Genomic DNA, 20,431 nt, shown 5'->3' on the forward strand with positions numbered 1-20,431 from the left:
CGGTCGGAAAAAGTGTAGGGGCTCGATCGAATGACTACGAACTTGCTGCGCCGCTGCCTGTCCATTCGTTCATCAGTCACTCGTGCAGGAAGTACGCCCATGGATAGCCCTTTCCAGACCATCAGCGAGGCTTTCCAAGCGAAATACAACGTCAACTTCTGCGTGAAAAGCCCGGACGGCGGCATTCTGATAACGCTTTCCGACAACACGGGCATCGCCCTGCGCCACTTTATCGAGGCCGACCAATGGCGCGACTCGCGGCGGCTACAGGACTGCATCGCCGCAGTGAAGGGCGAGTTGGCGGCAAACTCCCTCCGCCAGCTAGGGCGAACCGTCGCGCCACCGGGCGGGCCGGGCGGATGGCGCGAGCCGCAGGCTACGGCCGTTCCAGCGCCTCGACCAGCGCCTTGAGAAAACGCGCCGCTTCGCCGCCGGTGACCGCACGGTGGTCGAAGGTCAAGGACAGCGGCAGCACCGGATGCACGGCCACCCGGCCGTCCACCGCCACCGGCTCCTGGCGGATGGCGCCGGCGCCGACGATGGCCACCTGCGGCGGCACCACCACGGGATTGGCGTAACGCCCGAACAGGGTGCCGTAGTTCGACAGGGTGAGGGTCGCGCCCATCATTTCCTGCGGCGGAATGGAGCGTGCCCGCACGTCGGCGCGCAGTCTGGCCATGCCCTCCTTCAGATCCTTCGCGCTACGCGCGCCGACGTCGCGCAGCACCGGCACGAAGAGGCCGTCCGGGGTGTCCACGGCGATGCCCAGGTCGAGCTGTGCGTGCCGGCGCAGCGACAGGCTCCTGCCGTCGAACCAGGCGTTGAGCAGCGGTTCGGCAGCGCAGGCGGCGGCGATGGCCCTGGCCAGGCGCACCATGGGGTCGCGGGCCTGCGCCCAGTGATGCAGGTCGGCGTCGGCGAACAGTGTCACCGGCACCACCTCGGCATGCGCGCGGGCCATGTTGATCGCCATGCTGCGCCGCACGCCGCGCAGCTTCTCGCCACCGAAGCGCTCGCGCGCGCCCTGCGCGGCAGCCTCCACGTCGGCGCGGGTGACCAGCCCGTCTGGGCCGGAGCCCTTCAGATCGGCCAGCTCGACGCCCAATTTCTGCGCCAACTGGCGTACCGCCGGGGTCGCCCGCGGTGCCAGATGCTCGCGGGTCGATGGCGCGGCGCCGATGCAGAAGCTGTCCGCCTGTCCCTCGGCGCCGCCTTCCAGACGGCCGACCACGGTACCGGCGTCGCCCTCTCCTGCGTAGCCGATCAGCGGCTCGCCGACGTGCAACAGATCGCCCACTCCGCCGAAGATCTTGGCCACCACCCCGTCATAGGGCGCCGGGATGTCGACGATGGCCTTGGCGGTTTCCACCGAAACCAGCAACTGGTCGGCCTTCACGCTGTCGCCGGCCTTGACGTGCCACTCGACGATCTCGGCCTCCTGCAGACCTTCGCCGAGGTCGGGCAGTTTGAAATATTTCATGCTCGTTCTCCTCTGTCCCTCAGGCGTAGTCCAGCACCGTCTCGCAAGCGGCGAGGATGTCCCCGGTGCCCGGCAGGTAGAACTGCTCCAGCCGGTACAGCGGCGGCGGAATGTCCGGGGCGGCGACGCGCTGGATCGGCGCCTGCAAGTCGGGCAGGACGCGCTCGTAGAGGCTGGCGGCGATCTCCGCACCGACCGCGCAGCTCTTCGGCGCCTCGTGGACGATCACGCAGCGGCCGGTCTTGCGTACCGAGGCCTCAAGGGTGTCGAGGTCCAGCGGCTTGAGGCAGGCGACGTCGATCACCTCGGCGTCGATGCCGCGCTCGGCCAGGGCGGCCGCGGCCTGCAGGCTCTCGTGGACGCTGGCGCCCCAACTGACCAGGGTCAGGTCGCGGCCCTCGCGCAGGGTGAAGCAACTGTCCAGCGGCAGGCGCCGGCCGTCGTCGGCCACGGGCTGCGGATTCATCCGGTAGAGCCTGGTCGGTTCGAAAAAGACCACCGGGTCGGGATCGTCGATGGCCGCCAGCAGCAGGCCGTAGGCCCGCGCCGGGGAGGACGGCACCACCACGCGCAGACCGGGAATGTGCGCGAACAGCGCCTCGGTGCTCTCGCTGTGGTGCTCCGGCGCACGGATGCCGGCGCCCATCGGCGTGCGCAGCACCATGGGGCAGCTCAGCCGGCCGCGGGTACGGTTGCGCAGGCGGCTGGCGTGGGACACCAGATGCTCCATGGCGGCGTAGACGAAACCCATGAACTGGATCTCGACCACCGGCCTGAGCCCCTGGGCAGCCATGCCGATCGCAAGACCGGCGAGCATGGCCTCGGCCAGCGGCGTATCGAGCACCCGCTTGAAGCCGAAGGCCTCGCGCAACCCGAGGGTGGCACGGAACACCCCGCCATTGACCCCCACGTCCTCGCCGAGCACCACCACATTCTCATCGTCGCGCATCGCCCGGTGCAGGGCCAGGTTGACCGCCTCCACCAGGGTGTATTTGCCGTTACTCATGACATTCGCCTCCCTGGCGGCGGACCAGCCGTTCCTCGAGCGTCTCGCGCTGCTCGCCCAGGGCCGAGGGCCAGCGCGCGTAGACATGCTCGAATACTGAGGACAGCGGCTGTACGCCGGCCGCCTCGAAAGCTTCCACGGCGCGCTGCACCTCGGCCTGGCAGTCGGCGATCAGGGCCTGCTCGCGGCCCTCGTCCCATACCCCCTGGGAGGCGAGGAAGGCCCGCAGGCGCTTGACCGGCTCCTCCTCCCAGGCCTGGCGAACCTCCTCGGCGCAACGGTAGCGGGTGGCGTCGTCGGCGGTAGTGTGGTCGCCCAGGCGGTAGCTCAGGCACTCCAGCAGCACCGGCCCCTTGCCATGGCGGGCGCGCGCCAAGGCCTGGCGCATGCGGTCGCAGACGGCGAGGATGTCATTGCCGTCGACCTGCTCGCCGTGGATGCCAGCGCCGATCGCCTTCTGCGCCAGGGTCGGCGCGCCGCACTGGATGCGCCGTGGCACCGAGATCGCCCACTGGTTGTCGTTGACCACGAAGACCACCGGCAACTGCCAAGCGCCGGCGACGTTCAGCGCCTCGAGAAAGTCGCCCTTGCTGGTCGCGCCGTCGCCGCAGGTGGTGACGGCGACGCGGTGCTCGCCGCGGATCTTGAACGCCGTGGCCACGCCGCAGGCATGCAGGGCCTGGGTGGCGATCGGCACGCAGATCGGGAAGTCCCGGACGGCGCGCGGATCGACGAAGTCGCTGCCGCGCTCGTCGCCGCCCCAATAGAGGAGGATCTCCTCCATGCGCACCCCGCGCATCAACTGCACGGCGGTGTCGCGGTAATAGGGCACCAGCACGTCATCGGCCTGCATCAGGCTGCCGGTGGCCACGCCGATGGCCTCCTGACCGAGGGTCGGCGCATAGGTGCCGATCCGTCCGGTGCGCTGCAGGGCCACTGCCTTCTGGTCGAACAGGCGGGTCAGTACCATTTGCCGGTAGAGCCGGGTGAGCAAGTTGAAATCGTCGGCCCAAGTGGGCAGTTCGACCACCGAGCGGCCGTCGGGCGCTAGGTAGCGGGTGTAGGGAAGATCGGGTGACATTCTGGACTCCTCAGCGCCTTGTGGGCGCGTCCGAACCCGCCGCTTGTGGCTGCGGGCAATGACGGGACGATTGCATCTCGAAATCCACGAGAGCGCCGCGAAGGGATGTCCTCCGGCCGGCGCCTTCTGAACTCTAGCCGTAGATCAGCCGCTCCGCCTCCTCGTCGGCGATGCGCGCCGGCGAGCATCCCTCGGCCAGGGAGCGTGCGTAGATGGCGCTCAACCGCAGGCGAATGCCACCCAGGTGCGCGCCAATGCTCTGGTCGCTTTCGCCGCGGTGACGCAGCGCCACGTAGATCAGCCCGCCGGCATTGATGAGGTAGTCCGGCGCATAGAGGATGCCGCGCCGTTGCAGCAGATCGGCGACCTCCGGGCCGGCCAGTTGATTGTTGGCCGCGCCGGCCACCGCGGCGCAGCGCAACGTGCCGACCGACTCGCCGTTGAGAATGCCGCCCAGGCCGCAGGGCGCCAGGATGTCACAGGGTTCGCGCAGCAGCGCTTCGCTGGCCACCGGGCGCGCCCCCAGGTGCTCGACCGCCCGCTGCACACGGCTGTGCTCGAGGTCGCTGACCAGCAGTTCGGCACCGGCCGCGGCGAGCCGCTCGCTCAGCGCGTAGCCGACATGGCCTAGGCCCTGCACGGCGATACGCAAGCCCTCCAGCTCCTCGCAACCGAGGCGCGCCCTGGCCGTCGCGCGGATGCCGGCGAACACTCCCTCAGCGGTGTGCGGCGAGGGGTCGCCCTCGTCGGTGGTGCTGGTGACATGTCGGGTCTGCCCGGCGATGCAGTCCATGTCGGTGCTCGAGGTACCACTGTCGACGGCGGTGATGTAGCGGCCACCAAGGGTTTCGATGAAGCGTCCGAAGGCCTGGAACAGCGCACAGCGGTCGCCGATGTGCAGTGGGCGGATCAGCACCGCCTTGCCGCCGCCGAACTCCAGCCCGGCCAGCGCGGCCTTGTAGCTCATGCCCTGGGCCAGGCGCATGGCATCGCGCACCGCGCTCTCGGTGTCGGCATAGTCGAGGAAGCGGCAGCCGCCGAGCGCGGGACCGAGACGGGTGCTGTGGATGGCGATGATGGCTTCGAGGCCGGTGACGGGGTCCCGCGCCAGATGCAATGCTTCGAGCCGGGCGGCTTTCATCAGGGCGAACATGGCGATACTCCCTGGCTGACGTTCACCCTGAGTATAGGCGCGGCCTTCGGCCGCAGCGGTCGGCACGCTCTGGACGGATTCCTTCGCGGCGGCTAAAAACAGGACAAGAATGCAGGAGTATGTCATGAACTCGCGCCAAGCCTGCTTTGCCTGCCTGCAACGCGATCCGCCGGCCCTCTTCGAAGCCGCCTTGTGGATCGCCACCGAACACGACCCCGCCCTGCGCCCCGAACCCGTCCTGCGCGACATCGGCGGCCTGGCGCAACAGGTCGCCGCCGGCCTGCCCGTCCTGCCGGCGCGGGAATTGGGTCAGCCGCTGCTGCGCCTGTTGCACGACCTGGGCTTTTCCGAAGAGGACCACCTGCCGCTGCGCCTGGCCGCGGCGCTGCCGCACCGGGTGCTGCAACAGCGTCGCGGCCATCCGCTGACGCTGGCGCTGATCGCCCTGGAAGTGGCTCGGCACCTGGAGATTCCCCTGTATGGCGTGGACTTCCCCGGACACCTGCTGCTGCGCGTGGAAAACGCCGACCACCTGCTCGATCCCGTCAGCGGCCGCCGCCTCTACAGCCGCGACTGCCGCGAACTGCTGCTGCGCCAGCACGGCGCGCCGGCGGAACTGGAAAGCCGCCACCTGCAGTCCTGCCCCGCGCATCACCTGCTGCAGCACCTGTCGCGCCTGCTGCGCCAGTTGCACGAGCAGAACGACGACCCGCTGGCAGCCCTGAAGGACGCCGAGCGGGTCCTGCTGCTCGGTCCGCCCAGCGTCGCCGACCACCTTGCCCGGGCCGATCTTTATCGGCGGCTCGAATGCCCCCAGGGCGAGCGTTTCGACCTGCAGCGCGCCCTGCTGCTCTGCGACGACCCGAGCGAGTGCCTACGCCTGGACCAGCGCCTGCGTCAGGTAGAAGTGGTGGATGCACTGCACTGAGCCTGCCGCTCCATCCACGCCAGGACAACCGGGGACGCCCGTTCCGAAACGCCGGCCCCTGCGCTCAGAGCCCTTGAAGGGGTCGGTAATCGGGGCAATCGCATGAAGCACTCGCCTGCCTAGGCCGGTTAATGAAAAGGAATCCCGCCATCGCCCTTGCTATAGCGGCGCGCCTTTCGAAATCGCGCCCCGCGCCCTTCCCTACCAGATAAACATCATGCACAGATCCGCCCTGCTCCTGCTGCTCTGCCTTCTGACCGACATCGCCTGGGCCAGCCAGCTCGCCTCCGGCACCTTCGTCGCCAGGCAGAGTTGCGAGGCCTACCAGTCGTTCCGCAAGAAGACCAATCCCGGCACGGTGAAGACCGAACCCGGTCGCGAGTACCAGATTCGCGAGATCGACGAACGCAATTACCAGTGGCTGCGCATCGAAATGCCCGGCAACGCCGAGCCGTTGCGCTGGGTTCCGGCGGATTGCGGCGATGTCGGGGCCTTGGAACCGGCCAGATCGACCCGCCGCGAACGGCCGCAGCAGTCCGCCGGCGTCTGCCAGACCCCGGGCCTGCAGGATAGTTATGTACTGGCCATTACCTGGCAGCCGGGCTTCTGCGAACACAAATTGGCGAAAAGCAAGAGCAAGCAGAAACCTGAATGCCGGGCCATGGAAAGCGGCGAATTGAACATCGCCAACTTCACGCTGCACGGACTCTGGCCGAACAAGAAGGAGTGCGGCAAGAATTACGGCAACTGTTCCAGAACCGATATTCAGCTCAGCGAAGAAACGCTCTCCTACATCAAGCCCTGGATGCCGAACTTCTATTTCGAAAACGACTTCGGCAACTATGAATGGAAGAAACATGGCACCTGCCAGACCGACATGGACGATGACGCCTATTTCCGCAAGGCGGTGACCGCGGTGCGCACGGTCAACGATTCGGAACTCGGCCAGTACATCCGGGCGAACATCGGCAAGAGCGTCGAACGCCGCACGCTGCAGGAAATCCTCCGCCGTACCCATCCGGATGCGCCCAACAGCTTCGCTTTCCTGTGCACCGACAACCGGCTCCACGAGATCCAGGTCCACCTGCCGGTGGACTTCCGGGAAGGTCCGACCCTGGCCGGCCTGATCGGCCCACGACCGTCCAAGACGCACAGCCCCATCCCGGGCGAGTGCAGCCAGGAACGCATCCTGATCGAACAGAGCGGGCGCTGAAAGAGCGAAAAGTGCCTGCGCAGAGAGGTTTCGACCGAATTTCGCCGACAACAAGCGGAGCTGCTTTGCGCATAATCGCCCTGTTTCCCGTCCCGGAGTAACAGTCATGGATATTCTGCAAGCGATGCGCGCCTTCGTGCGGGTAGTGGACAGCGGCAGCTTCACCGCCGCAGCCACCTCCCTGCAGCTTTCCAATGCCCAGGTGTCGCGCCTGGTGTCGGACCTGGAGGCCAGCCTGCAAGCGCGCCTGCTGCACCGCACCACTCGCCGCCTGGCGGTGACCGAGGCCGGCGAGCGCTACCTGCAGCGCTGCCGGAACATCCTCGCCGAAGTGCAGGATGCCGCCGTCGAGGCCAGCGGCGCGCACCTGACGCCGCGGGGCCGCCTGCGCGTGCACTCCATCACCAGCCTCGGCACTCTGCAACTGGCGCCGCTGGTGGCCCGCTACACCGCGCTCTACCCCGAGGTGAGCCTGGAACTGACCCTGTCGCAGCGCACGCCCGACCTGCTCGAGGAAGGCCACGACGTGGTCATCACCCTGTCGCGCGAGCTGCCCGATTCGGAGCTGGTGGCCCAGCGTGTGGGCGACCTGCACAGCGTGGTCTGCGCCGCGCCGCAATACCTTGAACGCCACGGCACTCCGAAGACTCCCCAGGACCTGCACGAGCACCGCTGCCTGCGCCTGGTCGATCCGCTGTTTCCCGACCGCTGGGTGTTCCAGGACGGCGACAAAGAGCTGACCGTGCGCCCCGGCGGGCACTTCCAGGTCAACGTCGCGGAAGCGATGGCGCAGGCCGCGGCGGCCGGCATGGGTGTCTGCCTGCTGCCCAGCTTCGTCGCCGCCAAGGCTCTGTGCCAGGGCACCTTGAAGCGCCTGCTGCCGCAATACCAATTGCACCAGCGCAGCATTTACGCGCTCTACCCCTCGCGCAGCTTTCTCGACGCCAAGACCCGCACCTGGATCGAACTGCTCAAGGAAGAACTGCCCAAGGCCTTCAGCCAGGACCAGGAAATTCTCGACGACGCGGCCTACTGGGCCTGACCCTCGAAAGATCCGCAGGGCTGGCCCCGGCCACGCCAGCCGCATGGCGAAAATACCGTCGCCGCCCCCATGAATGTGTATTTCTGCAGAGTCGCTCTGCGGATACCGCCATTATACCGGGCAAATTCGCACTGCTAGGCTTCAGATATCCCCTCGCGGCTAGTCGCCGAGAACAACAACAATGCCCAGCAGGCGGAGACACGCGATGACCCATTCCATCCCCAGCACCAAATTGCTGATCGACGGCCAGCTCGTCGAATCCAGTACCAGCCAATGGCGCGAGGTAATCGACCCGGCCACTCAGCAGGTCCTGGCCCGCGTCCCCTTCGCCAAAGTCACGCCGGAACGGGTCCAGACTTTCTTTGCCGGCTTCGCGCCGGGCGCCGGCAAGAACCGCCGTCAGGCCTGACGCGAACGGAGGAGAACGCGATGCACGATATCGAACTGAGCGAAGAACAACGCATGATCCGCGACATGGCCCGGGACTTCGCTCGGCGCGAGGTCGCCCCGCGGGCCAAGGAGTGGGAAAAGGCCGGCTGGATCGACGATGCCCTGGTGGCGCAGATGGGCGAGCTGGGCCTGCTCGGCATGGTGGTGCCGGAAGAATGGGGCGGTAGTTACATCGACTATGTTGCCTATGCCTTGGCCGTGGAGGAAATCTCCGCCGGCGACGGCGCCCTCGGCGCACTGATGAGCATCCACAACTCGGTCGGCTGCGGCCCCCTTCTGCAATACGGCAGCCAGGCGCAGAAGGACGCCTGGCTGGCCGAGCTGGCCGCTGGCCGGGCCATCGGCTGCTTCTGTCTGACCGAGCCGCAGGCCGGCTCGGAGGCGCACAACCTGCGCACCCGCGCCGAACTCGCGGGCGATCGCTGGGTGCTCGACGGCGCTAAGCAGTTCGTCAGCAACGCCAGGCGCGCGAAGCTTGCCATCGTCTTCGCGGTGACCGACCCGGAACTCGGCAAGAAGGGCCTGTCGGCCTTCCTGGTGCCCACCGACACGCCCGGTTTCGTGGTCGAGCGCAGCGAACACAAGATGGGGCTGCGGGCCTCCGACACCTGCGCGGTGAACCTGAGCGGCTGCAGCATCCCTGCGGAAAACCTGCTCGGCGAGCGCGGCAAGGGATTGGCCATCGCCCTCTCCAACCTGGAGGGCGGGCGCATCGGCATCGCCGCCCAGGCGCTCGGCATCGCCCGCGCGGCTTTCGAGGCGGCGTTGGCCTACGCCCGCGAGCGCGTGCAGTTCGGAAAGCCGATCTACGAGCACCAGAGCATCGCCAACCTGCTAGCCGACATGCACACCCGGCTCAACGCCGCGCGCCTGTTGATCCTGCATGCCGCGCGCCTGAAGGGCGCCGGCCTGCCCTGCCTGTCGGAAGCCTCGCAGGCCAAGCTGTACGCCTCGGAAATAGCCGAACGGGTCTGCTCCAGCGCCATCCAGATCCACGGCGGCTACGGCTACCTGGAGGACTATCCGGTGGAGCGCTACTACCGCGACGCACGGATCACCCAGATCTACGAGGGCACCAGCGAAATCCAGCGCCTGCTGATCGCCCGCGAGTTGGCCCATTATCCGCTGTGAGCCCCGGCGGCGGGCCCGCAACAGGCCTGCCGCTCAGAGCCCCATCATCAGGTCCTGGTGCTGGCGGGCCATCTCCCGCAAGAAATCCCAGGCCACGCGCATCTGCGCCAGATCCTTGCTTTCCTTCGGCATCAGCATCCAGAAGGTGCGGGTGAACTCCACCTGGTCGGCGAGTACCTCGACCAGCGCCGGGTTCTTACGCGCCGCGAAGCTGGGCAGGGTGGCGATGCCGGCGCCGGCGGCCTTCTGCTGGGCGAGGATGCTGGTGCTGCGCAGGGCGACCTGCCGGAGCCGGCCGATATCGTCTAGGTAATACAGCTCTTTTCTGTAGAGCAGATCCTCGATGTAGCTGACGAAGCCGTGTTGTCGGAGGTCGTCGCGGTTGCGGATCGGCGGCTGCGCGGCAAGGTAGTCGGCCGAGGCGTAGAGGCGCAGCACGTAGTCGGTCAGCCGGGTGATGATGTAGGGTCCGCGTTCGGGACGCTCCAGGGTAATGACGATATCCGCCTCGTGGCGCGACAGGCGCATCATGCGCGGCACCGCCAGCAGATCGACGCCCAGGTTGGGATAACGCCGGGTCAGGGCCGCCAACTGGCCGGCGAGCAGTTCGATGCCATAGCCCTCGGTCGCGCCGATCCGCACCAGCCCCGACAGAGGAAGGAGCGCTGTCAGGCTCAGTGGCGAGAGGCGATGGAGCCCGCATGCAAGGAAAAGCCCGCAGCATCGGCGCAATCCGCGGGTTCCGCCCGCCCTCGGGACGCCGGCGGCCGCTCGCCCGGCAGTCCCGCTTCACGCAAACCTCACACAAGAACAATGATGCTATCGATGAACAAAGCGATCCCCGCCGGGGGATACCGGCAGCCGCCGGTCGCCTTCTGCCCACCAAGCGGCGTCCGCCCCGGACCTCGCCGCCGGCGAGCCAGAGCGGTTCGCTGCGTCAACATGGCGCAGCCCGATCGGCCGATCGCGAAGACAAGAGTGATTATCTTTTGTATCCATTTTTGTGTTATGAGGTTAGGATAATTGCTTAACAAATCGCCAAGGTGACGGCCAGGCCCGCGCCCCTTATCCATATAAGGCTGAAGCGGCCTTTCCCTTGGTGGCTCCGACTATCCTGGCAGCGACACTGCCCTCACTTAGATATTTAGCTCATGTACCCTATCCTTTCCAGCGCCCAGCCAACCCGATCAGTCCCACGCCGTCGTCTACCCGCCGCCCTGCTGCTTTGCAGCCTGCTGCTGGCGCCCGCCATCCAAGCCGTCGAATCGACGCCCGGCGCGGCGACGACGCCCAGTGCGGCGGCGCCCGGCACCTCTTCAGCTTCCACCGCCGTATCTCCTTCCGCAGTGGCAACGCCGCCTGCCGCGGGCGCTCCGGCGCTGCCTGCGACCAACGCGCCGACCGATCCGACGGCTGCAGCGGCCGCGGGCCAGCCCGCCGGCGAAGCCGGTGCCGCCGCGCCGGCCGACGCCAACTCGGCAGCCGTCCCCGGCGAGGCGGAGGAGCCGGCCGAGTCCGGTCTGGCCCACGATTTGTCGCCCTGGGGCATGTACCAGAACGCCGACATCGTAGTGAAAGGCGTGATGATCGGCCTGTTGCTGGCCTCGGTGGTCACCTGGACCATCTGGATGGCCAAGGGACTCGAACTGCTCGGCGCGCGCCGTCGCCTGCAGCGGTCGCTGGCCGACATCAAGGGCCTGCGGACCCTCGATCAGGCCTCAGCGCTGCCGAGCGGCGAGAACTGCCTCAGGGCCAAGTTGATCGCCGACGCCCGCCAAGAACTGCAGCTTTCCGCCGGCACCATCGACAAGAACGGCATCAAGGAACGTGTCAGCTTCCGTCTCGAACGCTTGGTCGCCGAATGCGGCCGCAAGATGAGCGTAGGTACCGGCGTGCTCGCCACCATCGGCTCCACCTCGCCGTTTGTCGGCCTGTTCGGTACCGTCTGGGGCATCATGAACAGCTTCATCGGCATCGCCAAATCGCAGACCACCAACCTCGCGGTGGTCGCCCCCGGCATCGCCGAGGCCCTGCTGGCCACCGCCATCGGCCTGGTCGCGGCGATCCCCGCGGTCATCATCTACAACGTATTCGCCCGCTCCATCGCCGCCTACAAGGCACAGGTCGCCAACCTCTCGTCCGAGGTGCTGTTGCTGGTCAGCCGCGATCTTGACCAGCCGTCGAACGTCCGTCAGAGTCCAGCGCCGGTATCGCTCAGGGCGGCAGTGGAGTAAGCCATGGGAATGCACATGAACGAGGGGGGGGATGACCTCCAGGAAGCCCACGACATTAACGTCACCCCCTTTATCGACGTCATGCTGGTGCTCCTGATCATCTTCATGGTCGCCGCCCCGCTGGCCACTGTAGACGTCAAGGTCGACCTGCCCGCCTCGACCGCGCAGCCGACGCCACGCCCGGACCAGCCGATCTACCTGAGCATCAAGAAGGATCACAGTCTCTATATCGGCAACGACAAGGTGGAGCCGAACCTGCTCGGCAACACGCTCGACCAACAGACCAAGGGCGACAAGGAAGAAACCATTTTCGTCCGTGGCGACGAGGACGTGGAATATGGCCAACTGATGGAGGTCATGGATCTGTTACGTACCGCCGGCTACCTGAAGATCGGGCTGGTCGGCCTCGAAACAGTGGGCAAGCCATGAGCGAACAACTGCGTGTTCTGCCGCGCTGGGGCCTATGCCTGCTACTGGTGCTCGGCGTGCACGTCGGCATAGCGCTCTGGTCGCTGTACTGGCGGCCGGAGAGCAAGCCGATCCAATTGGCACCGCCGCCGCCGGCCATGATGGTGGACCTAGCGCCCGCCGCCGCTCCTGCCGCGGCAGCGGCAGCGGCGGCCGCACCGCCGCCCCCGGCGGCACAACCGGAGCCGGAGCCGGAGGCACAACCCGAGATGCTGGCGCAGGCGAAGCCGATCGAGGCGCCCAAGCCCAAGCTGGCCCTGCCGCCGCCCAAACCCAAGCAGAAGGAAAAACCCAAGCCGAAACCCAAGACCGAGGCCAAGCAGGAGCAGAAAAAGCCCGATCCCAAGCAGGAACAGAAGCAAGAGCAGAAGCAGGACGCCGAGCCGCAGCAACAGGTCGCCCAGAGCCAGGCGCAAGGCAACGCGGCGGCGGCCGGGGCATCGAGCGCCGCGGACAGCAACGCGAAGCCGGCCGGCCAGATGGGCACCCCAGGGTCGTCGAACGCGATGCCGACCTGGCAGGGCATCCTGCGCGCGCACTTGAGCCGTTACAAACGCTACCCGCCGGAGTCTCGCCGCCGCGGCGACGAAGGCATCGTCACCTTGCGCTTCAAGATCGACGGCCAGGGCCGGCTGCTCTCCTACGAGTTGGTCGCCCGCTCGGGCAGGATCGCCCTGGATCAGGCCACCCTGCAGATGATCCGCCGTGCCGAGCCGCTACCGCCCCCGCCGGCGGAGCTGCTGACCAACGGCACCCTGGAAGTGGTGGCGCCCTTCGCCTATTCGCTGCGCGACCACTGATCGCCAACCGCCGCCCCGCCGGGGCGGCGCGATGGCCTCTCCATCGAAATGCCCCTCTCCCCATCGTCCCGGCTAGCACCGGAAAAGCGGAATCCCGGAGCGGCCCGCTCCAAACCGCCCCTGCGCGTGGGGCAAGCAAGACAGCAGGCACCTTGGCGCCGGGACGTCCGCATCCGCAATCGATACGGGCCGGCACCCTTGCCTACGGCGCGGCATCGCCGTAGGCCGTGGCGGACCGGACTGTTCCTGCCAGTCCCCCAGAGCGCGGGTCAGTTGCCGATGAACAGGTAATTGGCGAGCAGATACAGACCGGCGGCCAGTCCCATCGCCGCCGGCAGGGTCATCACCCAGGCGAGAAGAATGCTCCCCACCGTGCCGCCCTGCAGGCCGCTCCGGTTGGCGACCATGCTGCCCGCCACGCCGGACGACAGCACATGGGTCGTCGAGACTGGCAGGCTGTAGAGGTTGGCCAGGCCGATGGCCATGGCGGCCGTGACCTGGGCGCTCATGCCCTGCGCATAGGTCATGCCTTCCTTGCCGATCTTCTCGCCCACGGTCAGGACGACGCGTCGCCAGCCGATCATGGTTCCCAGGCCTAGAGCTAGGGCCACCGCCATCACTACCCAGAACGGCGCGTACTCGGTCGTCGCCCGCAAATCCTTGCGCAGTTTCTCCAAATCTTTCTTTTCCGCCGCCGACAGCTCCTCCAACTTGCCGACCTTGCGCGCCGAGTCGTCCAGGCAGAGCAGATAGCGGCGAATGTCGACCCGCATCTGCTCCGGTAGCTCCGCATAGACCCGCGCCCCGTCCAGGGCCGCCATCAGGGCTTGCAGGGTGACCTCGGTCTGCTTGGGATCGCAGCGGTACTTCTCGGGCAGGTCGGTGCCCTTGCCCTTGCCGAGGGCCAGGTATCCCGCGAGCGATCCGGTATTGCGCTGGTAGAAGTCGCGCAGATGCACGGCCGCGTCGCGCGTCCGGTCGAGTTCGTAGGCCGTGCTGTCCAGGTTGAGGGCGAAGTGCGCGGGCACTATCCCGATCAGTACCAACATGATCAAGCCTATGCCCTTCTGGCCGTCGTTCGAGCCATGCGCGAAGCTCACGCCCATGGCCGACAGGACCAGGATCAGGCGGTTCCAAAACGGAGGGTGCTTCTTGCCTATCTGCGCCTTGCGCTGCTGTGGCGAGCTATGCATGGAAGAGCGCGGCTTCCACAGCTTCAGGCCGAGGAAGATCGAGCCGGCGACCAAAAAACCCGCCAACGGCGAGAACAGCAGTGAAATGCCGATATCGGCGGCCTTCTGCCAGTTGACGCCTTCGGAGACCGTCACATCGGTCAACAGCGTATTGGCCAGGCCCACGCCGAGGATCGAGCCGATCAGGGTATGCGAACTCGAGGCCGGGATGCCGAAATACCAGGTGCCCAGGTTCCAGACGATGGCGGCGGCCAGCAGCGAGAAGACCATGGCCAGCCCGCGGCCGGTGTTCACGTCGATGAGCAGCTCGACGGGCAGCAGGTGCACGATGGCATAGGCCACGCCGACACCGCCCAGCAGGACGCCAAGGAAGTTGAACACCCCGGATGCGAAGACCGCCAGATAGGGTGGCATGGCCTTGGTGTAGATCACCGTCGCCACCGCGTTCGCGGTGTCGTGGAAGCCGTTGATGAATTCGAAGGCCAAAACGAAGGTCAGCGCCACGGCCAGACCGGCGAGCAGCCAGCCGTCCAACTCGAGCAAAAGGTCAAGCATGTGAGGGAGCTCAGGAAAGGAGGCGGCATTGTCACAAAACTTTCAAGAAGACCCCAAACACATCCTGCCGAATCACCTTCTTACACGCCCGCGCAACAATGTCCTGCCCTCTTCGTGACCTGGAGTTCACGCGCGCCCGATGACGGAATACGAATTGTAACTGGTCGTTTTTTATACCGTTTTTATTCCGCTCCCGATAGGATGTCCGGTCTTCGAGACCCGGGGTAAGACCAGGCCACCGTGACACTCCATAAACTCCTGCTCGCCATCCTGGTCAGCGTCGGCCTCACCCTGCTCATGCTGCCGCTGCAGGAGGCTATCGACCTCTCCAACACGGCGCTGCTCTACGTACTGGCCGTCGTCGTCGTCGGCAGCTACTACGGCCGCGGCCCGGCCATCGCCACGGCCTTGCTGAGCGCCCTGCTCTACGCCCACGTCTTCGTTCCGCCGCTGTTCTCCTTGGCGATCACCGAGGTCCAGTACCTGCTGGCCGCGGTGGTTATGCTGGTGGTGGCCCTGCTGGTCGGGCATCTCACCGCCTCTCTGAAAGGCCAGGCCGAGCAGATGCAGGTCCGGGAAACCCAAACCCATGCCCTGTACGATCTGGCCCGCCACCTGAGCGTTGCGCAGAAGCCGACCGAAGTGGAGGAGATCGCCAGCCGCTTCCTCCGCACCGCGCTACAGGCCGAGCATACCCGCATCCTGCCGGAAAGCGCCCTGGCCGCGCCGCCGGCCCCGCTCACCGCAGCGCTGCTGCAGTCGGCCCTCGCCAGCCGCCATCCCCTGATGAGCGCCGGTAGCGATCCGCAGCACACGTTGGCCCTGGTCCCGCTGATCGCCAGCGGCCGGCAGCACGTGCTGGCCTGCGAGCTGCCGGCGACCCAGGCGGGCAGCGATGCGACCCGCACCGTCCTGGAAACCGCCTCGTCGGTGCTGACCGTCGCCCTGGAGCGCACCCATTTCGCCGAGATCGCCCGGGAAACCGAACTGCGCCGAGCCGCCGAGTCCCTGCGCAGCTCGATCCTCTCGGCGCTGTCTCACGACCTGCGCACGCCGCTGACGGTGATGGTCGGGCTGGCCGACACCCTGGCCCTCGGCAAGGCCTCCCTGGAGCGCCAGAAGAACATGCTGAACGCCCTGCGCAATCAGGCCCTGTCGATCAACCAGTTAGTCACCAACTTGCTCGACATGGCCCGCCTGCGCTCCGGTAACATTGAATTGAACGAGGCCTGGCAGCCGATCGACGAAGTCATCGGCGCCACCCTGCGCCAGGTCCGCACCCAGTGGAAGGACCGGGAGATCACCTTGGACATCCCGCTGGGCCTGCCGCCGCTGTGCTTCGATGCGGTGCTGGTGGAGCGGGTGCTGTGGAACCTCCTGGAAAACGCCATCAAGTACTCGCCGGCCGATACCCCCGTGGAACTGGTGGTACGCCGTTTCGGCGACTGGCTGGACGTGATGGTCTGCGACTGGGGCCCCGGACTGCCGCTCGAGGGCGCCGAGGAGCTGTTCGGCCTGTTCCGCCGTGGCCAGACCGAGTCCAATATACCTGGAGTCGGCCTCGGGCTGGCCATCGCCCGCAGTATCGCCGAGGCCCATGGCGGCCAGGTACTGGCGGAAAACCGTATGGGCGGCGGCGCCTGTTTCCGCCTGCGCCTGCCGCTGGGCAGCGCGCCTACCCTGAGCGATTTGAAGGACGAGACATGAGCGAAACCGCGACCATCCTGCTGGTGGAGGACGACCCGCAGATCCGCGAACTGGTGGCCGCCACCCTGGAAGGCGAAGGCTACACCATCATCGAGGCCGGTACCGCCGCCCAGGGCGCGGTGGAAGCCGGCGCCTGCAAGCCGGACCTGCTGATCCTCGACCTGGGCCTGCCGGACCGCAACGGCATCAACTTCATCCGCGACTACCGGATCTGGTCCGCGGTGCCGATCCTGGTGCTCTCCGCCCGCTCCCAGGAAATCAGCAAGGTCACTGCCCTGGATGCCGGCGCCGACGACTACCTGACCAAGCCCTTTGGGGTTTCCGAATTGCTGGCGCGGGTGCGTGCCTTGCTGCGCCGCAACCCTTCGGAGCGGGAACAACTGGAGCCGATCATCGAGTTCGGCGAGTGCCGGATCGACTGCGTGCACCGCGCGGTCACCCGTGCCGGCGAACCCCTGCATCTGACCGACATCCAGTACCGCCTGCTGATCCTGCTGGCCTCCAACCCCGGCCGTGTGCTCACCCACCGGCAACTGCTGCTGCAGATCTGGGGCAGCCACGCGGTGGAAAACAATCAGTACCTGCGGATCTATGTGGGCCATCTGCGGCAGAAGATCGAGCGTATCCCAGCCCAGCCGCGGCACATCATCACCGAGATCGGCGTCGGCTACCGCTTCGAGCCCTGAGGTCCGGCGGAGCACGCCACCTGGCGCTCGGAAAAAGCTTGCAACGGCTTCGGGCTTGAGTCCTGCGTGCCGGATCACTAGCCTGAATGCGTGACGCCGGGTCCCTCTGACGGCTACCGCCGCCATGTCGGAGTCACTGATCTTTCAACTTCGACATTGCAAGGAGGGGCTTATGGACGCTTTCATAGCGTTTGCCTCGACCACTTTTCTCGGTACTCCCACTTGGCTGTGGCTGCTGTTCATCGGCATCGTCGTTGTGCTGCTGGCCTTCGACCTCGGCGTGCTGCACCGCGACCATCATGAAATCGGCGTAAAGGAAAGCCTGCTGCTGTCGGCCGGCTACATCAGCGCGGGGCTGCTGTTCGGCTTGCTGGTCTGGCACTGGAAAGGAGCGGATGCGAGTCTCGAATACTACACCGGCTTTTTGATCGAGAAGTCGCTGTCGATGGACAACGTGTTCGTCATGGCGATGATCTTCAGCTACCTGGCCATTCCCCGCAAATACCAGCATGAAGTGCTGTTCTGGGGTATCCTCGGCGTGATCGTGCTGCGTGCTCTGATGATCGGCCTAGGCGCCACGCTGATCACCCAGTTCCACTGGATCCTTTACGTGTTCGGCCTGTTCCTGCTGCTGACTGGCCTGAAAATGCTGTTTTCCAGAATCGATGACGAACAGAACATGGAAAACAACAAGTTCGTGCGGTTCCTGCGCAGCCACTTGCGGGTGACCGACCGACTGCACGATGGGCGCTTCCTCGTCCGTCAGCCCAACGCCAGCGGCAAAAGCGTGATCTGGGCCACTCCGCTCCTGCTGGCACTGATTCTGATCGAGTGTGCCGACCTGGTGTTCGCGGTGGACAGCGTGCCGGCGATCTTCGCCATCACCCTGGACCCCTTCATCGTCTACACCTCGAACATTTTCGCCGTCCTCGGCCTGCGGGCGCTGTACTTCGCCCTGGCGGCGCTAATCCACCGCTTCGCCTACCTGAAGTACGCCCTGGCCCTAGTGCTGGTGTTCATCGGCGCCAAAATCTTTCTGGTCAACATCATCGGCAAGATCCCGGCCGGTATCTCGCTCGGCGTCACCTTCGGCCTGCTGCTCGGCGGTGTCTTGGTATCGCTGTGGAAGACCCGCAACCAGCCGGTGCTCGAGGACTCCGGCAAGCCACTCCACTGACGAACCGGCCGGCAGGAGCGGTTCGCACCGCTCCTGCCGGCCGTGTCCGAAACGACCTCAGCTCTTGGCCGGGCGGCTCCGCCAGGCTTCCAACTGGGCCACGTGTTCAGCCTCCTCCTCGGCGAAAGCCTCGGCCATATGCTTCACTTCCGGGTCCAGGGCCTTCTCGGCGATGGCCCGGTAGTAGTCGCAACTGCGACGCTCGCCGTCCAGGGCCAAGGCCAGGGCGCCGGGCACATCCATAAACCCATCCGCGCCGGCCCAGGCGGCCGCTTCAGGACTCGTCCCTTCAGGCCATTCGTAGGCATCGGGGGCAAGCTTCGGCAGGTCGTGAAAACCGCCACGCTCCATGGCCTCCTTCAGGTGCAGGCGGGAATAGTGCGCCATCTGCCGGAAGAATTCGGCCACCTCCGCGCTGCCGAGGCTCTGCATGGCCTCGGCCAGTTCCTCATAGCGGCGCGCCGACTCCTTCTCCAACTGAATGGCGTGGGCCAGAAAAAGCTGGATATCGTTCATTGTCATCCCTCAACCGAACTTAAACAGGATCCCAAATCCGCCCCTAGGCCATTCCCACTCCAGGTTGCCGCTTTCCTGGCAAATGATCCTGCAGGTTCCGCACTCCAGGCAGCCGTCGGTCACCAGGGTGACCTTGCCGTTGGTTTCGCGGGTGTAGCAACCGGCCGGACAGCAGACGGTACACTGCTTTTCCAGACATTCGGTGCAATGGTCGGGGTCCTTGATCCTGATGTGCGGCCGGCCGGAGTCGACCCGATAACGATCCTGGAACAGCTTTTCTTCGATCTTCGACATGGGCTTTCTCCTTACTCGAAGGCGCGCCAGAACTTGAAGGCATCGCCGATCAGCCCGAACAGCGAACGTGAGGCGATGAAGCTTTTCTTGATATCCTTTTCCTTGGTTTTCTTGTCCACGCCATCAACCCGGATGAGGGTCTGCGCGGCCCTGGAGAGCAGGTCCGGGTAGGTGGTGAAGAACTGCTTGTTCTTGTGGAAGATCTCCGGCATGCGCCGGTACTTCTTCAGGTCCTTCATGACGAAGCTGTCGTCCAGCTTCTTCTTGTACTCGGCCAGGTTGGCGGCGGTGAAGGGCTTGTCCGCGGCCCGCAGCTCGACCAGGGTCTGTGCCGCCAGCATGCCGGTGGTCATGGCCAGGTTGGAGCCTTCGCGATGGATGCCGTTGACGAACTGGCCAGCGTCGCCAGCGATCATCCAGCCGTCGCCGTATACCTTGGGAATGGCGTTGTAGCCGCCTTCGGGGATCAGGTGGGCGGCGTACTCCTTCATCTCGCTGCCGGCGATCAAGGGCGCGATAGAGGGATGGGACTTCATCCGGTCCAGCAGTTCATAGGGGGAGATCTTCTGCTGCTTGAAGTCGGACAGCATGCAGCCGACTCCCAGGGTGATCGACTCCTTGTTGGTGTAGAGGAAGCCGGTGCCCATCATGCCGGCGCTGATCTTGCCGGCCATCTCGATAGCCACGCCTTCCTCTTCGCCGATGTTGAAGCGCGCCTCAATGGTTTCCTGGGGCAGGAAATGGATTTCCTTCACCGCCAGGGCCACGTTCTCGGGCTTGATTTCCGGCTGGAAGCCGGCCTTCACTGCTAGGCGCGAGTTCACCCCGTCGGCCAGGATCACCGCGTCGGCACGGACTTCGCCGCCCTGGCGATCGGTACGCACGCCCACCACCTTGCCACCCTCGATCAGCAGATCGGTGACGGTGGTTTCGCAGATGGTCAGCACGCCGGCCTCGCGGGCCTTCTTGTTGAACCACTGGTCGAAATGCACGCGGATGATGGTGTAGCGGTTGTAGGGCGGCTTGTTGAAGTCCTCCGAACGGTAGTGGGTACCGACGTAGGAAGCGTCGTCCATCACCCACACGCGCTGCTCGATCAGGTGCCGCTCCAGGGGCGCATCGTCGCGGAAGTCGGGAATGATCTTCTCGATGGCGTCGGCATAGAGGATGGCGCCCTGCACGTTCTTCGAACCGGGGGTTTCGCCCCGCTCGATCTGCAGCACCTTGAGCCCACCCTTGGCCAGGGTGTATGCGGCGGCGTTACCGGCCATACCGGCGCCGACCACGATCACGTCGAATCTTTCAGCCATGATGTTC

At 66.0% G+C, this 20,431-nt stretch carries 20 protein-coding genes and 1 pseudogene; 12 read left to right on the plus strand and 9 right to left on the minus strand.

Annotation, left to right across the window (positions count from 1 at the left end):
• Nucleotides 1-99 precede the first annotated feature (99 nt).
• Nucleotides 100-411, plus strand: a complete 312-nt coding sequence (locus tag ACGI6K_RS17125) for a DUF3509 domain-containing protein (RefSeq protein ID WP_376948169.1) — start codon at nt 100-102, stop codon at nt 409-411.
• Here the strand turns inward: ACGI6K_RS17125 and ACGI6K_RS17130 are convergent.
• The 4 genes from ACGI6K_RS17130 to ACGI6K_RS17145 all read right to left on the minus strand — a co-directional run bounded on the left by ACGI6K_RS17130 (nt 377) and on the right by ACGI6K_RS17145 (nt 4,720).
• A complete protein-coding gene (locus ACGI6K_RS17130; RefSeq protein ID WP_376948168.1) occupies nt 377-1,480 on the minus strand; it encodes a dihydrolipoamide acetyltransferase family protein in 1,104 nt (367 codons plus the stop codon). The two genes, ACGI6K_RS17125 and ACGI6K_RS17130, sit on opposite strands and share 35 nt — an antisense overlap.
• Before the next feature lie 19 nt (nt 1,481-1,499).
• Nucleotides 1,500-2,486 carry an alpha-ketoacid dehydrogenase subunit beta gene (locus ACGI6K_RS17135; RefSeq protein WP_376948167.1) on the minus strand — a complete coding sequence of 329 codons (987 nt, stop codon included), beginning with the start codon at nt 2,484-2,486 and terminating at the stop codon, nt 1,500-1,502.
• Nucleotides 2,479-3,567 (minus strand): pyruvate dehydrogenase (acetyl-transferring) E1 component subunit alpha, encoded by a 1,089-nt coding sequence (gene pdhA / locus ACGI6K_RS17140; protein ID WP_376948166.1) that lies wholly within the window; start codon nt 3,565-3,567, stop codon nt 2,479-2,481. Before pdhA ends, ACGI6K_RS17135 begins: the two co-directional genes overlap by 8 nt.
• A gap of 133 nt (nt 3,568-3,700) precedes the next feature.
• Nucleotides 3,701-4,720, minus strand: coding sequence for a Leu/Phe/Val dehydrogenase (locus ACGI6K_RS17145; RefSeq protein WP_376948165.1), 1,020 nt, complete (start codon nt 4,718-4,720; stop codon nt 3,701-3,703).
• 124 nt (nt 4,721-4,844) lie between these two features.
• Here ACGI6K_RS17145 and ACGI6K_RS17150 point away from each other — a divergent pair, with 124 nt between their 5' ends.
• From ACGI6K_RS17150 to ACGI6K_RS17170, 5 genes are all read left to right on the plus strand, one after another.
• The gene (locus ACGI6K_RS17150) at nt 4,845-5,648 is read left to right on the plus strand and encodes a SirB1 family protein (RefSeq protein ID WP_376948164.1); all 804 of its coding nucleotides are present in this window, start codon (nt 4,845-4,847) and stop codon (nt 5,646-5,648) included.
• A 217-nt stretch (nt 5,649-5,865) separates the two neighbouring features.
• Nucleotides 5,866-6,861, plus strand: a complete 996-nt coding sequence (locus ACGI6K_RS17155) for a ribonuclease T2 (RefSeq protein WP_376948163.1) — start codon at nt 5,866-5,868, stop codon at nt 6,859-6,861.
• A 106-nt stretch (nt 6,862-6,967) separates the two neighbouring features.
• A complete protein-coding gene (locus ACGI6K_RS17160; RefSeq protein ID WP_376948162.1) occupies nt 6,968-7,903 on the plus strand; it encodes a LysR family transcriptional regulator in 936 nt (311 codons plus the stop codon).
• A 205-nt stretch (nt 7,904-8,108) separates the two neighbouring features.
• A complete protein-coding gene (locus ACGI6K_RS17165) occupies nt 8,109-8,312 on the plus strand; it encodes a hypothetical protein (protein WP_376948240.1) in 204 nt (67 codons plus the stop codon).
• Nucleotides 8,313-8,332: 20 nt separating this feature from the next.
• Nucleotides 8,333-9,484 carry an acyl-CoA dehydrogenase family protein gene (locus ACGI6K_RS17170; protein WP_376948161.1) on the plus strand — a complete coding sequence of 384 codons (1,152 nt, stop codon included), beginning with the start codon at nt 8,333-8,335 and terminating at the stop codon, nt 9,482-9,484.
• A 33-nt stretch (nt 9,485-9,517) separates the two neighbouring features.
• Here the strand turns inward: ACGI6K_RS17170 and ACGI6K_RS17175 are convergent.
• A pseudogene (locus ACGI6K_RS17175) lies at nt 9,518-10,138 on the minus strand (substrate-binding domain-containing protein); the annotation flags it as partial.
• A gap of 497 nt (nt 10,139-10,635) precedes the next feature.
• Here ACGI6K_RS17175 and exbB point away from each other — a divergent pair.
• Genes exbB through ACGI6K_RS17190 form a run of 3 tightly spaced genes read left to right on the plus strand, consistent with a single transcriptional unit; the run spans nt 10,636 to nt 12,986 of the window.
• Nucleotides 10,636-11,718, plus strand: coding sequence for a tonB-system energizer ExbB (gene exbB / locus ACGI6K_RS17180; RefSeq protein WP_376948160.1), 1,083 nt, complete (start codon nt 10,636-10,638; stop codon nt 11,716-11,718).
• A 3-nt stretch (nt 11,719-11,721) separates the two neighbouring features.
• Nucleotides 11,722-12,147 (plus strand): TonB system transport protein ExbD, encoded by a 426-nt coding sequence (gene exbD, locus ACGI6K_RS17185; protein ID WP_376948159.1) that lies wholly within the window; start codon nt 11,722-11,724, stop codon nt 12,145-12,147.
• Nucleotides 12,144-12,986 (plus strand): energy transducer TonB, encoded by an 843-nt coding sequence (locus ACGI6K_RS17190; protein ID WP_376948158.1) that lies wholly within the window; start codon nt 12,144-12,146, stop codon nt 12,984-12,986. The genes exbD and ACGI6K_RS17190 overlap by 4 nt, the downstream gene beginning before the upstream one ends.
• Before the next feature lie 269 nt (nt 12,987-13,255).
• Here ACGI6K_RS17190 and ACGI6K_RS17195 read toward each other — a convergent pair whose 3' ends face one another.
• Nucleotides 13,256-14,734 (minus strand): inorganic phosphate transporter, encoded by a 1,479-nt coding sequence (locus ACGI6K_RS17195; protein WP_376948157.1) that lies wholly within the window; start codon nt 14,732-14,734, stop codon nt 13,256-13,258.
• 240 nt (nt 14,735-14,974) lie between these two features.
• Between ACGI6K_RS17195 and ACGI6K_RS17200 the strand changes: the two genes are divergently transcribed.
• From ACGI6K_RS17200 to ACGI6K_RS17210, 3 genes are all read left to right on the plus strand, one after another.
• Nucleotides 14,975-16,441 carry a DUF4118 domain-containing protein gene (locus ACGI6K_RS17200; RefSeq protein WP_376948156.1) on the plus strand — a complete coding sequence of 489 codons (1,467 nt, stop codon included), beginning with the start codon at nt 14,975-14,977 and terminating at the stop codon, nt 16,439-16,441.
• Complete coding sequence (locus ACGI6K_RS17205) at nt 16,438-17,127, plus strand: response regulator (RefSeq protein WP_376948155.1); 690 nt, start codon at nt 16,438-16,440, stop codon at nt 17,125-17,127. The genes ACGI6K_RS17200 and ACGI6K_RS17205 overlap by 4 nt, the downstream gene beginning before the upstream one ends.
• A gap of 172 nt (nt 17,128-17,299) precedes the next feature.
• Nucleotides 17,300-18,304, plus strand: coding sequence for a TerC family protein (locus ACGI6K_RS17210; RefSeq protein ID WP_376948154.1), 1,005 nt, complete (start codon nt 17,300-17,302; stop codon nt 18,302-18,304).
• A gap of 57 nt (nt 18,305-18,361) precedes the next feature.
• Here ACGI6K_RS17210 and ACGI6K_RS17215 read toward each other — a convergent pair whose 3' ends face one another.
• The 3 genes from ACGI6K_RS17215 to ACGI6K_RS17225 are packed head-to-tail and all read right to left on the minus strand — an operon-like array spanning nt 18,362 to nt 20,424.
• Complete coding sequence (locus ACGI6K_RS17215; protein WP_376948153.1) at nt 18,362-18,820, minus strand: ferritin-like domain-containing protein; 459 nt, start codon at nt 18,818-18,820, stop codon at nt 18,362-18,364.
• 9 nt (nt 18,821-18,829) lie between these two features.
• A complete protein-coding gene (locus ACGI6K_RS17220; protein WP_376948152.1) occupies nt 18,830-19,114 on the minus strand; it encodes a ferredoxin family protein in 285 nt (94 codons plus the stop codon).
• Between the two features lie 11 nt (nt 19,115-19,125).
• A complete protein-coding gene (locus ACGI6K_RS17225; protein WP_376948151.1) occupies nt 19,126-20,424 on the minus strand; it encodes an FAD-dependent oxidoreductase in 1,299 nt (432 codons plus the stop codon).
• Between the last annotated feature and the right edge of the window lie 7 nt (nt 20,425-20,431).

This window comes from Azorhizophilus paspali (genome assembly GCF_043587585.2).
In the GTDB taxonomy this organism is placed as follows: Bacteria; Pseudomonadota; Gammaproteobacteria; order Pseudomonadales; family Pseudomonadaceae; genus Azotobacter; species Azotobacter paspali.

Excerpts from the sequence above, each read along its gene's own strand:
- ACGI6K_RS17125 (WP_376948169.1), top strand. The coding sequence starts at position 100 with ATGGATAGCCCTTTCCAGACCATCAGCGAGGCTTTCCAAGCGAAATAC.
- ACGI6K_RS17130 (WP_376948168.1), bottom strand. The coding sequence starts at position 1,480 with ATGAAATATTTCAAACTGCCCGACCTCGGCGAAGGTCTGCAGGAGGCC.
- ACGI6K_RS17135 (WP_376948167.1), bottom strand. The coding sequence starts at position 2,486 with ATGAGTAACGGCAAATACACCCTGGTGGAGGCGGTCAACCTGGCCCTG.
- pdhA (WP_376948166.1), bottom strand. The coding sequence starts at position 3,567 with ATGTCACCCGATCTTCCCTACACCCGCTACCTAGCGCCCGACGGCCGC.
- ACGI6K_RS17145 (WP_376948165.1), bottom strand. The coding sequence starts at position 4,720 with ATGTTCGCCCTGATGAAAGCCGCCCGGCTCGAAGCATTGCATCTGGCG.
- ACGI6K_RS17150 (WP_376948164.1), top strand. The coding sequence starts at position 4,845 with ATGAACTCGCGCCAAGCCTGCTTTGCCTGCCTGCAACGCGATCCGCCG.
- ACGI6K_RS17155 (WP_376948163.1), top strand. The coding sequence starts at position 5,866 with ATGCACAGATCCGCCCTGCTCCTGCTGCTCTGCCTTCTGACCGACATC.
- ACGI6K_RS17160 (WP_376948162.1), top strand. The coding sequence starts at position 6,968 with ATGGATATTCTGCAAGCGATGCGCGCCTTCGTGCGGGTAGTGGACAGC.
- ACGI6K_RS17165 (WP_376948240.1), top strand. The coding sequence starts at position 8,109 with ATGACCCATTCCATCCCCAGCACCAAATTGCTGATCGACGGCCAGCTC.
- ACGI6K_RS17170 (WP_376948161.1), top strand. The coding sequence starts at position 8,333 with ATGCACGATATCGAACTGAGCGAAGAACAACGCATGATCCGCGACATG.
- exbB (WP_376948160.1), top strand. The coding sequence starts at position 10,636 with ATGTACCCTATCCTTTCCAGCGCCCAGCCAACCCGATCAGTCCCACGC.
- exbD (WP_376948159.1), top strand. The coding sequence starts at position 11,722 with ATGGGAATGCACATGAACGAGGGGGGGGATGACCTCCAGGAAGCCCAC.
- ACGI6K_RS17190 (WP_376948158.1), top strand. The coding sequence starts at position 12,144 with ATGAGCGAACAACTGCGTGTTCTGCCGCGCTGGGGCCTATGCCTGCTA.
- ACGI6K_RS17195 (WP_376948157.1), bottom strand. The coding sequence starts at position 14,734 with ATGCTTGACCTTTTGCTCGAGTTGGACGGCTGGCTGCTCGCCGGTCTG.
- ACGI6K_RS17205 (WP_376948155.1), top strand. The coding sequence starts at position 16,438 with ATGAGCGAAACCGCGACCATCCTGCTGGTGGAGGACGACCCGCAGATC.
- ACGI6K_RS17210 (WP_376948154.1), top strand. The coding sequence starts at position 17,300 with ATGGACGCTTTCATAGCGTTTGCCTCGACCACTTTTCTCGGTACTCCC.
- ACGI6K_RS17215 (WP_376948153.1), bottom strand. The coding sequence starts at position 18,820 with ATGAACGATATCCAGCTTTTTCTGGCCCACGCCATTCAGTTGGAGAAG.
- ACGI6K_RS17220 (WP_376948152.1), bottom strand. The coding sequence starts at position 19,114 with ATGTCGAAGATCGAAGAAAAGCTGTTCCAGGATCGTTATCGGGTCGAC.
- ACGI6K_RS17225 (WP_376948151.1), bottom strand. The coding sequence starts at position 20,424 with ATGGCTGAAAGATTCGACGTGATCGTGGTCGGCGCCGGTATGGCCGGT.